11 protein-coding genes, 1 tRNA gene and 2 pseudogenes are annotated in these 12,202 nt (G+C 61.6%); 6 read left to right on the top strand and 8 right to left on the bottom strand.

What is annotated here, in order from left to right; genetic code table 11:
- The first annotated feature begins 272 nt into the window (after positions 1-272).
- Together E3O18_RS04595 and E3O18_RS16305 are read left to right on the top strand one after the other, a co-directional pair.
- Entirely contained in the window at positions 273-1,037 is a 765-nt protein-coding gene (locus tag E3O18_RS04595; protein WP_134417612.1) for a beta-galactosidase trimerization domain-containing protein, read from the top strand.
- A gap of 308 nt (positions 1,038-1,345) precedes the next feature.
- A pseudogene (locus E3O18_RS16305) lies at positions 1,346-1,510 on the top strand (transcriptional regulator); the annotation flags it as partial.
- 559 nt (positions 1,511-2,069) lie between these two features.
- On the opposite strand, the gene E3O18_RS04585 reads toward E3O18_RS16305, so the two are convergent.
- The 4 genes from E3O18_RS04585 to E3O18_RS04570 all read right to left on the bottom strand — a co-directional run bounded on the left by E3O18_RS04585 (position 2,070) and on the right by E3O18_RS04570 (position 6,196).
- Complete coding sequence (locus E3O18_RS04585) at positions 2,070-4,154, bottom strand: fructose-specific PTS transporter subunit EIIC (protein ID WP_134417610.1); 2,085 nt, start codon at positions 4,152-4,154, stop codon at positions 2,070-2,072.
- Positions 4,155-4,403: 249 nt separating this feature from the next.
- Complete coding sequence (locus tag E3O18_RS04580; protein WP_134394331.1) at positions 4,404-4,730, bottom strand: ATP-dependent DNA ligase; 327 nt, start codon at positions 4,728-4,730, stop codon at positions 4,404-4,406.
- A complete protein-coding gene (locus E3O18_RS04575) occupies positions 4,723-5,094 on the bottom strand; it encodes a hypothetical protein (RefSeq protein WP_134394332.1) in 372 nt (123 codons plus the stop codon). Before E3O18_RS04575 ends, E3O18_RS04580 begins: the two co-directional genes overlap by 8 nt.
- 733 nt (positions 5,095-5,827) lie before the next feature.
- Complete coding sequence (locus E3O18_RS04570) at positions 5,828-6,196, bottom strand: hypothetical protein (protein ID WP_134394333.1); 369 nt, start codon at positions 6,194-6,196, stop codon at positions 5,828-5,830.
- A gap of 356 nt (positions 6,197-6,552) precedes the next feature.
- Here E3O18_RS04570 and E3O18_RS04565 point away from each other — a divergent pair.
- Positions 6,553-7,796: pseudogene (locus tag E3O18_RS04565) on the top strand (IS256 family transposase).
- Between the two features lie 254 nt (positions 7,797-8,050).
- Here E3O18_RS04565 and E3O18_RS16730 read toward each other — a convergent pair.
- The 3 genes from E3O18_RS16730 to E3O18_RS04550 form a co-directional block, all read right to left on the bottom strand.
- A complete protein-coding gene (locus E3O18_RS16730; protein WP_134394385.1) occupies positions 8,051-8,149 on the bottom strand; it encodes an SOS response-associated peptidase family protein in 99 nt (32 codons plus the stop codon).
- A 69-nt stretch (positions 8,150-8,218) separates the two neighbouring features.
- The gene (locus E3O18_RS04555; RefSeq protein WP_134394335.1) at positions 8,219-8,428 is read right to left on the bottom strand and encodes a hypothetical protein; all 210 of its coding nucleotides are present in this window, start codon (positions 8,426-8,428) and stop codon (positions 8,219-8,221) included.
- 370 nt (positions 8,429-8,798) lie between these two features.
- Complete coding sequence (locus E3O18_RS04550; protein WP_134394336.1) at positions 8,799-9,086, bottom strand: helix-turn-helix transcriptional regulator; 288 nt, start codon at positions 9,084-9,086, stop codon at positions 8,799-8,801.
- A 114-nt stretch (positions 9,087-9,200) separates the two neighbouring features.
- On the opposite strand from E3O18_RS04550, the gene E3O18_RS04545 reads away from it, so the two are divergent.
- The 3 genes from E3O18_RS04545 to E3O18_RS04535 are packed head-to-tail and all read left to right on the top strand — an operon-like array spanning position 9,201 to position 11,831.
- Positions 9,201-10,043 (top strand): hypothetical protein, encoded by an 843-nt coding sequence (locus E3O18_RS04545; RefSeq protein ID WP_134394337.1) that lies wholly within the window; start codon positions 9,201-9,203, stop codon positions 10,041-10,043.
- 36 nt (positions 10,044-10,079) lie between these two features.
- Positions 10,080-10,454, top strand: coding sequence for a hypothetical protein (locus E3O18_RS04540; protein WP_134394338.1), 375 nt, complete (start codon positions 10,080-10,082; stop codon positions 10,452-10,454).
- A 30-nt stretch (positions 10,455-10,484) separates the two neighbouring features.
- The gene (locus tag E3O18_RS04535; RefSeq protein WP_134417609.1) at positions 10,485-11,831 is read left to right on the top strand and encodes a hypothetical protein; all 1,347 of its coding nucleotides are present in this window, start codon (positions 10,485-10,487) and stop codon (positions 11,829-11,831) included.
- A gap of 210 nt (positions 11,832-12,041) precedes the next feature.
- On the opposite strand, the gene E3O18_RS04530 is transcribed toward E3O18_RS04535, so the two are convergent.
- A tRNA-Leu gene (locus E3O18_RS04530) sits at positions 12,042-12,125 on the bottom strand.
- Positions 12,126-12,202: the final 77 nt, after the last annotated feature.

Raw genomic sequence — 12,202 nt, 5'->3', positions numbered from 1 at the left:
ATTGACCTCATGGCTGGCGCGTTCGTTGCCGGATGAGCCCAGAAAGCTAGACGGGCCCAGTGTTCAAATACCCGACGCCGATAGCGGGGGTTTCGCGAACTGACTCATCTGATCACGCTGGCTCTGACGTGCCCGACTTCTAGTGCTGATTGTCGGCCAAGGCCTTTATTGCGGGAAATCGGGCACGTCGCGCGTGTGATTGAGCCTGGCAAAACCACGAGCAATCTCGACCACCGGCGGTGTGGCCAACCTGACATAAGCCCGTTCTCTCGGTGCGTGGGCTTGATGACGGATGTCTCAACACTGGTGCCACCGGATGTGCGGAGCGCATCGAGGCGTTTTACGCGGCGCTCTGGAACCGCAACGTGACGGTGGACTTCGCTCATCCCACCGGGGACCTCAGCAGCTATGACCTGGTGATCGCGCCCAGCCTTTACCTCGCCGGACAAGCCGCATCGAAGAACCTCACCGGGTACGTGCGAGACGGCGGCCACCTTGTGGTCTCCTACTTCTCCGGCATTGTCGACCTGAACGACACCGTTTATCCCGGCGCGGCGCCCGGCGCCCTCCGCGAGGTCCTCGGCCTCACCATCCCCGAGTTCCTGCCCTTGCACGAGAACGAGACCGTCACGCTCAGCGACTCCCGCACCGGTGCCGCGTGGACCGACGACATCGAGGTGACCACCGCCGAGGTTCTGGCCTGGTACGTCGACGGACCGGCGGCGGGCGGACCGGCCATCACCCGGAACGCGTTCGGTGCCGGGTCGGCATGGTATCTGTCCACCAAGCTCGTCGGCAGCGACCTGGGCTCACTCCTCATGGACGCGCTCAATGCGGCCGGCATCGACGCGGCCCACGGTATCGGCGGCGTCGAGGTGGTCACCCGCTCGACCGACACCGAGGACTTCCACATCAACCACACGGATGCGGACCACGCCGTGCCCGCAACCGGCACCGAGCTGCTCACCACCACTCCGGTCGACGGCACCCTGCTAGTGCCGGCCGGCCTCACCCGGGTGGTGCGCACCACTCGCTAGAGCCGACTCTGGGAAACTTCATCGACGGGAAGAGAGTCGGTGTGGGCGTTCCGAGTAACCAAAAGATGCTAGTAATGTGACGACGTTGCGCTGCTGAGTATCTCAGTTGGGCACCGAAGAGCGCCGGTTGCCCTGACGTCGAGAAGGGTAGCCCGTTCCCCCATAAGTATCCTCAGTTGCACGTGGCAGCGCTGCGTAAAGGAGCGGCCGTCGCCAGATCCGGAGGTTCCGATTTCACGTGGTGGCCCAGGCATTTTCGTGACGGGGCTACTGACCGGCAGGCCGGACTTATATGCAATACTCTGCGTATTAATGCAAACGCGAATGGTTGCACATTGGACCCCGATAGTGAATACGTCGAATTAGCCAGGGAGGTTTTCGCGATGTTCGTCGACGCCACGCGCATTCGGATTATCCTGGCTCTTCGCGATCAGGAACTCGCAGTCAACCAGCTCGCGGAAACGGTCAATAAGCCTCACCAGAACGATCTGGCTTCATGGGGCTCGATCCCGTGAAGTTTGGGGATTCCTGAATGCAGAATCCATTGCACTCCGGATCGGCGAGCACAACCCATGACTGCTCCTCTCGCACGGTATCCGTCCGTTTGGCCCCCCATGCCCAACAGGCGATCAATTTCTGCTTTTTGGTCGCTCGGGTGAAAGCCCAGGTGCAACCGACTCTTGCCGACCTTGACCTCAAGCATGGTCACGAACGTCAAGTCCGGCATTCGATCGGCAACGGGCCGGATCAAATATTTATCGCCACTTAGCAATCAACTCCACAGCATTCGGAGCGATGGGCACCTAGTCGCGTCTGCTGAACGTCCCTTTTACGGGATCAGGATCGGCCCGTGGAAGGACGTACACATGGCACGTGGAAGCGCTGGACATTTTGCGCCGACCGAGTCGGGGTTCCCTCGTGACACCCGCCATGGCAGGCCAGCATCGTTGAGTTCTGGATCCCTAGCCGCGGCGGTTCTGGTCTGCTGGTGACTCAGCGCTTGGGTTGCCGATGTGGTCCCTCAGCAGGCTTCTAGTAAGCGTCGGGTGCGACCGTCTTCGCGCCGACTTGCAGGGCCAGCGCCTCGAGTACGTGCGCGGGGGTCGTGGCGGCCTGGAGGGCGTCGCGGAAGGTGGGCTTTATCAGGGCGCGGGATAGCTGGGCGAGTACCTTCAGGTGCTCGGTTCCGGCCTTCGCCTCCGGGACGGCGATCATGAAGATCAGCGTGGCCTTGGAGCCGTCGGCTGAGTTCCAGTCGATGCCTTGCGTGCTGCGGGCGAAGGCGAGTACCGGGGCGGTTACACCGTCCGACTTGGCGTGGGGGATCGCGATGCCGTCGCCGATGCCCGTCGTGCCGTGCTTCTCACGGGCGAGGGCGGCCTGGGTCACCAGGGTCTCGTCGGTGACGCGGCCGGTCTTGCTCATCAGGCCGGCGAGGGTGCTGATCATCGCATCCCGGTCGGTCTCGTCGACGTCGAGCACGATCGTGCGTTCGTCGATATAGTCGAGCACCGTCTTCTTCGCCGGGGGCACAGGCGACGATTCGGACTCGGACGCGACCGAGCTGACCGTGCCGGCATCCGCGTCCGATGGGCCCGTGGGCGCGGGGACAGGACCGGAAGCCCCGGCGGCGGTGCCCGTGGCCGCACCCGTCGCTGCAGCGTGGCGGGTCGACTTGCGCGCGGAAATGCCGAGCAGCAGCACCGAAACGAGGGCGGTGACGACGGCGCCGGTGAGCAAGGCCGCGAAATACATCGGCACCCCGGAGACCGCACCGAAGACGGCGACGATTGGGCCGCCGTGCGGTACGGAGTTGGTGACCCCGAACAGGGCGGCAATGCCTCCGGCCATGGCGCCACCGATCATGTTCGCCGGGATGACCTGCAACGGCTTGGCCGCGGCGAGCGGAATCGCGCCCTCGGTGATGCCGAAGAATCCCAGGAACAGTGCGGCGATGCCGGCTTCACGCTCTGGTTTGGAAAAGTAGCGGCCGCGGATCAGGGTGGCCAAGCCCATCCCGAGCGGCGGGACGGCGATCGCGGCGGCGACCATGCCCATCGGGGCTGAGTTCCCCTCCGCGATCAATGCTCCACCAAAGAGGAATGCGGTCTTGTTGATCGGGCCGCCCATGTCGAAGGCGACCATGGCGCCGAGGATCAGGCCAAGCACGATCGCGCTGCCACCCTGCAGGCCGGTGAGGAACGTGGTCATGGTGGAGAAGACCCAGCTGATCGGCTGGCCGAGGGCGAGCACGAAGGCGCCGCCGACGATCACGGTGGTGAGCACGGGGATCACGAGGATCGGCATGATCGGCTTGATAAAGCGGTGCACGGGGATTTTCTTGATGCCGAGGGCGACGAAGCCGACCAGGAAACCAGTGATGATGCCGCCAATAAAGCCGGCGCCTGATTCGGAATTGTAGAAGGCCCCGGTCGTGGCGATCCAGCCGCAGATCATGCCCGGTGCGAGCCCGGGCCGGTCGGCGATGGCGTAGGCGATGAAGCCAGAGAGGATCGGCACCATCAGGGTGAAACCGAGTCCGCCGATCTGGTTGAGCGTCAGCCAGAAACTGCCCTCCGGGATGACGAGCCCATTCGGGGTCGCCTCGCCGCCGAAGGAGAGCGAGATGGCGATCAGGAGCCCGCCGACCACAACGAACGGGATCATGTACGACACGCCGTTCATCAGTGCGCGGTACAGGGTGCTTCCGAAGTCGGCCTTACCGCTGCGCGAGGGCGTGGCGTCGCGGCTGGAACTGTCGCCGACGGTGGACGGCTCGGCGGCGAGGGCGTCCCGGATCAAGGCGGCGGGGCGGTGAATGCCGTCGGCGACCCCGACGGAGACGATCCGCTTGCCCGCGAAGCGCGAGCAATCGATCTTGGTGTCGGCCGCGATCACGATTGCGTCCGAACGGTCGATGTCGTCTTGGCTGAAGGTGCCTTCGACGCCGACCGAGCCGTGCGTCTCGACCTTCATCTCGTAGCCCAACTCAGCCGCTGCGCTCTCAAGCTTTTCGGCCGCCATGTAGGTGTGCGCGATGCCGGTGGGGCAGGCGGTGATCCCGAGGATCAGGAGTCTCGGTGGCACCGTGCTCGCTTCGAAGAGAGGTTGGGACATGGCTAAATAGTCCTTCCGGGGCGAGGCCGACCGGAACTTCCGCGGACACCACAGCCCAAGTTCATAAGTTTTGCGAAGTTTATCATTGCCCCGAAAGTGGGTGCGTGCCTTAGCCCTTTGACCTGATGGAGCCCCTGAGGGCGAGTGCGTCCGTCGCAATCCGGGTCGTCGACACGACGTCGCGCATCCATTGGCCATGACCCCGCTGGCAGGCTTCACGCCGGGGGCCAGGGTGGAGTAGTCAGGCGATTATCGATCGCGTGCGGGCGCCTCCAGCTCGGCCGGTTCCGGCGTTACCCTCAGGCCGCCCGGTGTGTTTGACAGGCGCACCAATTCTTCGACCCAAGCACGGTTTAGGAGGGGCTCCCTATTACCGAAGAAGTCGAATTGAAGCGGAATCGTTGGGTGGATCCAAATGGTGCTGTGACCGTGTCCTGATGCCGCCGAGTATTCCCACGAAAACGTGAAACTTTCCCCCCGGCGTACCTTGGACAGAATGACGACCTTGAGGTGCGCGAGCACCCGGTCGTCGAAATTGACGGTGATCGACGGAGTCCCGTAGATAAATTTACCCATGAGTGCTCCCAAGGCCATTGTCGATTTCGTTAGCGACAAAGTTAAAGTCTTTGGCTGTCCGACCAGCGTCGCCTGTGGTTTCGACGGTGCCGGTAATACCGATCATCGGCATTTCAGGTAACGGGAAACGCGTAGCTTCATCTTCCTCCGTAATCCCTTCGACGTCGACATCGACGACGTCGAACTGATTGGTTGGGCTGAGAATTAGCGTGTGTACGGATGTCTCGTCGTTCTCGTCGAGCGTGGTGACACCCACAGCCACACTGTTGTCGCTATCGGCCACAGAGGTGATGTAGTCGAGTAGCGCTGTCGTGATGCTGTTGCTCGTGACAATGGAACCGCCGTTGTACGTTATGCGCTTCATGCGGTGATGTTAGCTGATTGTTGTGGCTCGCGCACGGCGATGATCCACGTCGCGGGCCAGCGGGAGAAGGCCGGTCTCGCGAGAGGCTGCCCCGACGATGGCGGGTCGGTCGTCGAAAGGCAGCGGAGAGAACGGTTGCAGCCCTGCTCTAGTAACGTTTCCTCACTAGTTTCAACGCGAATAAGAGCCAACGAAACCAGGCGGCGATGCAAATGTCTCGCAACCTCAGGACGCGGCCAGCATTCGACTTCAGCGGCACTCCGAAGTGCGCTTCGATGCCGCCCGTATTCCCCGGGTGAGCTATTTCCTCGAGAGGCTTCGCCCCCTCAGACAGCGACTTCCCCGCAGGCTAAACATGTCGATACAACGTATGCGGATTGATTCCAAGTTCCTTGTGGAGGGTGCCCACCTTCATTTCTCTGCCCCGTCGCAGCCATGGCCGAGAGAATCTTGGTCCGGCGTCATCTTGAAATGGAGCCCACCGGTCCGGCCTCTCACCCTCGCCACTGCGAGCCCGGTAACGGTGCGCTCCGAAATGAGTGGCCGCTCCATTTCGGCAAGGCCGCGAAGATCCCGAATACGATCTTGCCGGGGTGACGTCCGTCTGATCTGACCGGTGTGTACCCGGCGCCCATGACTCGGTCAGGGGCAGTGATGGGGACGAAATTGTTGTTCTCACATGCGACGTTGACCTCGTCACTGGCGTGAATATGAGCCATCCGGGGACCGGGACTCATCCGAGAAGAGTGTTATCCGTTTCTCGGGCCAGGCACTCGGTCTGAGCGTGAAACTCGGCGTGGTGTTCCGCAGTCCTAATAATGATGGACCAAGGCGACCCGTCCAGCCCCGACAACATCGCCGCATTTTGCCAGACGTACAGCCACAGACCGAGCATGGCCTCGTCGACCGCTGCCGGGGTCTTCAGATGGTGATTGCAGATGTCAAAAGTCGTAACACTTAAGCGATCGTAGATCAGGCCGAACGCGGCCTGATTACCCGAAGCCATGCTGAGCATCAGCGTCTGCTGATCGGATGCCTCAGACAGCGGCGTCACCGCGCTGGTCCGCTTCGATAGCTGGCGTCCGTTGACATTCTTCTGCACATAGGATCTCCACTGCTGAAATGCCGAGGCTCATGCCAAGTGGTGAAAAATTTGCTGTGACCAGACAATCTACGTGCTTTGTACCGATTATGGGCATCGTGACAATAGCACTCGTTCCGGATTAGGGCGTGTCTCCTGACCGGTTGATGTGTGATTTGGGAGGATTTCGATGTGTCTCGAACCGATTCCTCAATCGATCCCGAGTGGACTTTGTTTGAGCCGTTACTGACGAGTGTGGTTACGTCCCTGTGAGTGGTGTGGTTTCCGGCTTCTGAGTGTTGCTTCGTCAACGTAAAGAGCCACCGTGGGATGGTCAGTGAGTACCGACTAAAGCAACTCACAAAGGACACCACACGATGGCTCTAGACCAGTCTGCCCTGCTTGACCTGCTGGGAGAACTCAAGTCACCAATGTCACCGACCGCATCCGCGTCGCGACCGAAACGTTGTATCAAGAACTGATCGATGCGGAAGCGACCGTATTCATCGGCGCCGCCCCGTTCGAACGCTCCGGCGACCGCACCACCCACCGCAACGGCACCCGATCCCGGACGCTGAGCACCACGGCCGGGGACCTCGACCTGAAGATCCCGAAGCTGCGCGCCGGGTCGTTCTTCCCGGCGCTGCTGGAGCGGCGCCGCCGCGTTGATCAAGCCCTGTTCGCCGTCGTGATGGAGGCTTATGTCCACGGCGTCTCAACCCGCAAAGTCGACGACCTCGTCAAAGCTCTCGGCGCTGATACCGGGATCTCCAAGTCCGGAGTGTCCCGGATCTGCGCCGGCCTCGATGCGGAAGTGGCGGAGTTTCGGGATCGGACCCTCGCCGCACAAGACTTCCCCTACGTGTTCCTCGACGCCACCTACTGCAAAGCGCGCGTCGGGCACCGGATCGTCTCCCAAGCAGTCGTCGTCGCGGTCGGCGTGGCCGCCGACGGGCGCCGGGGAGTTCTTGGGTTCGACGTTGGCGACAGTGAAAACGAGGGCTTCTGGACCAGCTTCCTGCGGTCGTTGAAGACTCGCGGTCTGGATGGGGTGAAGCTGGTCATGTCTGACGCTCACACCGGGCTGAAGAAAGCCATCGGGACCGTCTTTCAAGGCGCTGGCTGGCAGAGATGCCGGGTGCACTTCATGCGCAACGTCCTCGCGGTCGTGCCGAAGGGATCCCAGGAGATGGTCGCCTCAATCATCCGCACCATCTTCGCCCAGCCCGACCGCGAACACATCGAGAAGCAGTTCCGTGAGGTCACCACCATGCTCGGCCGCTCGCACCCCAAAGTTGCGGCGATGCTCACCGACGCGCAACCCGACCTCCTCGCGTTCGCCGGGTTTCCGCGGCGGCACTGGCGCCAGATCTGGTCCACGAATCCGTTGGAACGGGTCAACAAGGAGATCAAACGCCGCACCGACGTCGTCGGCGTCTTCCCCAACGCTGCCGCCCTGCTGCGCCTGGCAGGGTCAGTCCTGATCGAGCAACACGATGAATGGGAAGCTGGCGAACGACGCTACTTCTCCGAAGCATCAATGCTCGAGCTGGCCACCATGAACAACCCCATCGAAGTCATCGACGAGGCGGTGATTCTCCCAGAACTCGCTGCCGCCTAAACTAAACCAACTGACCCGCACGGTGACGAGGAATTACACCACCCAGCGGGACGTGACCCTTCTGGATCGACGAGGAGTGGTTGGACGATGCATTCGTCAAGCTGAACGAATCAATATCTGCGATGAATGACCGGCGACCACCGCTCAGCTTCAGCTGACCCGCACCTCGTGCGTCACGACTGCGCGTTCAGGGATCGCACAAGGAAGCCCATACCCAATCCCCTGCTCTGCTGCTTGCCGTCATCCATCTGCTGCTACTCGCAGTAGCCGGCCATGGGAACCAGGCACCGTTGGCTGGCAAACGCACCGCGGAACATGCCGTTACTGGTCACCGATTCCAGGCTCGCGTTGATGGGGGCCGGGCCACCCGGCTAATACAAGCCTGTTGCGGCTGGCGATGGCTTCGAAAGCGAGGCGCAGCGCTAGCTAGGGCTGTTGCGGTTCGCGGCAGCCGGCCAGTTTCGCTCGTCGGCGAGGATCGCGCGCACCGTGTCGAATCGTCGCGCCCAACTGAATAGATCGGCCAGCTGCATCAGGGTCTCTCCACGCTGGATTCGAATGAGCCGGTCATAGGTGAGGCCCGGCTGTAGCGAGGTCGCACTCTCGCTCAGAACGAACTGCTCGAGGGTCATCCCGCGGACGAGTACCCCTTCACGGACCGCGTTCGCAACTTGGTGCTGTAGCTGCGCGGCGAGAAATCGTGGGTCGTTCTCATCAACGCCCGGTGCGGGGTGAAGCGGCACAGATGACTTGCCGAACTGTTTGCGCACGCCCACTAAGGTCCGCGGTTCGAATTTGAAGCCTCCCGGAACAGCTTGTCTACGCATGCAATCAGGCTATCGAAGAACGCGAATTTGAACGATTTTGACGCTTATTTTGATAGGAAAGACACCAAAATAGCGTGTAATGTACTGTCTGGATGGTGACATTCCCTGTTGCGAAGCTACTTCTCATGAAAACTGAACGCACAGAGTAAGGGTGAATACACCTTCCAACCATTCCTCAGGCCGTCTCGCCCGCACGCGGGGGCCACAGCAAGAGGTGCAGCCCGATCTCGAGTTTTGCGAGCGTCACAATGTCCGGCCAGGACAGGCCATTGAGCACGGCAGCGATCGTGGCCCGGTCAACGCCGGTAACGCGGGCAACCTCTCTAATGCTTCGGTCACCGATGGCTTCCCGCAGGTTGAGCACCAACCGTCGCGCTATCTCGGCGACCGGGTCATCGCTCGGCATCGTCGGCCAGTCGACACACAACTCGTGTGGGGCGACACGAGCTGGGCGCGGACTCATATGCAGAGCCTATCCGCAGTCATCGGCGCGTTCTCGGATTCGCCCCTGTCGGAGGTAGCTGGTCTACTCTCTAGCTGTAGCTACAGCCAGATGAACGAGGGGGTGCGCGCAGTCATGACCAACTACAAACCACAGCGCAGCCACCCCGAATGGACGCGCATTGAAGCGTTCGTGAAGGACGCCTGTTTCCTCGCCGCTCCCAAGACCACGTACACCGCCTCGTTGCTCCTCACCGTCACCAGCGCGTTTGCGCTGTGGTGCGTGGCTGAGCAGGGCTGGCCGTTGCAGGCCGATGTCATTTTCAGCCGACAGGCCATCGACATGTACTGCAGCCAGGAGAACCCCGACCGTTCAGAGGGCACCCGCCGCAACTACCGTGCGATTCTGATGCGGGTCTCCAAGGTCGTCGCTCCCGAGGAACACCCCGAAACCATGACCCCGTTGTCCAAAAAGCGCATCGCCGCGCCTTATTCAAAGAAGGAAATGGAGGAGTTCTCGCTGTGGGCGGTCGGACAACCCAGTGCGGAGAAGCGACGGAGCGCAATGCTCATGCTTGTGTTCTGCGCGGGAGCTGGCCTCCGCTCCAGCGATGTCAGCACCATCTATCCCGACGACGTCCTCGTTGACGAGCTCGGCGTCACAATCACCGTCCGTGGCACCAACCCCCGACTTGTCCCCCTCGAGGGCCAGTGGGAGCCGTGGATGGTCGCGATACTGGCGCAGGTCCTTCGGGACATTCCCATCTGGGGCAAGCCGAACCGCACCCTCGATGGCAAACTCCTCTCCAGCTTCACTCAATACACAGTGGGCCAGAGGCCGCGGGGTGACCGACTACGGGCAACCTGGATTGTCGCCCATCTCCGCACCGGCACCCGAATCAAGGAGTTGATGCCTGGGCGTCGACAAGTTCGAAAATCTGCCCCGCTACCTGGAGTACGTCGATTTACTCGACGATGACAGCTACCGGGTACAGCTGCGCGGGGAGGTCACCCCGTGAGCACCATTTCCGACGCAGCGCTGCTCGAACAGCGGATGCAAGCAACATTTGGCATGACCCGCCATGAGTACAAGCGAGAGCGCGCCCGCGGCCCCGTATCGCGCGCCTACCTGACCAATGCCATCCGGATCGTCGACAACTCCGGAGTAGTCACGAAACTGCTCGAATGGCGAGCTATGCGACTGAAGTCGAATGCAGGAGTCAAGCCCACCATTCCGTTCCGGGCAGTTCTGGTCCTTTTTCTTCTTCACGTCCAACTCGGCTACGGCATCAACTACCATCGCATCGCTGAGACCCTTGACGTCCACTTCGGCGCCGAGGTATTCGTCCTCCTAGGCATCGAGGACCGGTCGGGCGACCACGACGACTGATATCAGCGCCTCTGGCGCTCAGCGAACCGCATGATGAACCTCATCGACCCGCATCCGGCCCCTCGGAACAAGCGACTTAAGCCCAAACCATTCGCCAAACTCCTCGCCAAGCAATCGACGCCGAAAGCCCTGCAGAAGTCCGAACGCAATCTGGCTCGCCTCGACTGGCTCTGTGAACAGCTCCTCCACACGAGCGTACGGATGCTCCCTGCAGATATCTGGGCCCGATACCACGGCAACATCGCCGCAGACGCCACCCTCATCCCAGGCACCGGGCGACCCAACCCAACAGATAAAGGAATGCGGCGAGGGAATGCCGACCCGCACTCGGGACGGTACCGCCGGGGCGGAAAACACGACGGGCAGGGCGCAAAAACCGACAAGGCGGGCTTCGAGCTCGAAATCAGCGTCATGGTGTGGGACAAACCAGGCCAGAACACGGTCTTCCCTTCCCTGATCACCGCGGTTGGGTTCCATCGGCCGGGTGAAATCATCGGTTCTGGGGTCCGACTCCTGGACTCTCATCAGCGACTGGGGTTCACGAGCGGCCTCGTGATCGTGGACCGGGCCTACAACGGAGAGAAACCGCGCAACTTCCACATTCCCGTGCGACAGCGAGGCTGCGAACTCGTCATCGACTACAAGAAGCCAGACCTCGGACTACAAAACCAGTGGCGCGACCTCATCCTGGTCGACGGAAACTGGTACGTCACCTGGATGCCCCAGGATCTCATCGATGCCGCCAAGAACTACAACACCCGGGTGAGCGACCCCCTCAACCCCGAGAAGCCCAAGCGACAGCTCGACAAAATCACCTTCCAGGCCTACCTCGCCAGACGCGATGCCTACCGAATGAAGCCGAAAGGGCGCCCCGACAAAGACGGATTCCAGCGTTTCATGTATCCCACTCCCGGCACCTACATGGCAATCGACCGTGCCAACGGGAAGCGCGTCGCCAGACCCGTCACACCAGCGACCGTCACCATCCCGATGGATGCTGGAGCCCCAGCCGAACGGAATAAGAACCCCCGGTTGGCCGTGAAGCACCTCCAGAAGTTCGCCTTCAAATCCCCAGAGCACCGGAAATACTTCGGCATGCGCAGCCTCGTCGAGTCCGCCAACAAGACCCTGAAGTCAAAGAATTTCGAGGACCTCGCCAACGTCAGCAAACGGTCCGGTCGCGGGTTCGCCTTCAATTACCTCGCGGCAACCCTCGCCGCAGTCTCATCGAACCTGCGGAAGATATTCGACTTCTTCGTGAAGACCGCGGAACGTGACAGCGGCGAGAGTCTCTCCCGAGGACGCCGACGCAAAGAAGCCACCGGAACACCGCTGAATAAACACAGCGCACTTCCCGCCCTGGCACCGCCGCAGTAGCGGGAACCTCCGCCAATTCCGAACGTCACCCCGCGCACCGAACGCTTCAGCCTGCCTACCAGCAGGCTGGTTGGCGTTTAACCCGCAAAACCCCGAGCGGCGAGCATCGAAACCGCTCCTGACTTCGCTCGGACTCGTTAAATGCAGAAGGCCGGCTGAGCATTTCTGCTCAACCGGCCTGTTCGCTTGGATTTCCTGAAACACCCACTGTGCGCGAGGGGGGACTTGAACCCCCACGTCCTTTCGAACACTGGCACCTGAAGCCAGCGCGTCTGCCAATTCCGCCACTCGCGCGAACTTAGGCAGATTAGCACTTTCCGAGGGCACAACGCCATTCGAGGCAGGCAGGCCACGCGAACACAGGTCTGCGC

The sequence above is a fragment of the Cryobacterium sp. TMT2-42-4 genome (assembly GCF_004402645.1).
Classification (GTDB): Bacteria; Actinomycetota; Actinomycetes; order Actinomycetales; family Microbacteriaceae; genus Cryobacterium; species Cryobacterium sandaracinum.
This window is presented reverse-complemented; position numbering and strand designations above follow the sequence as displayed.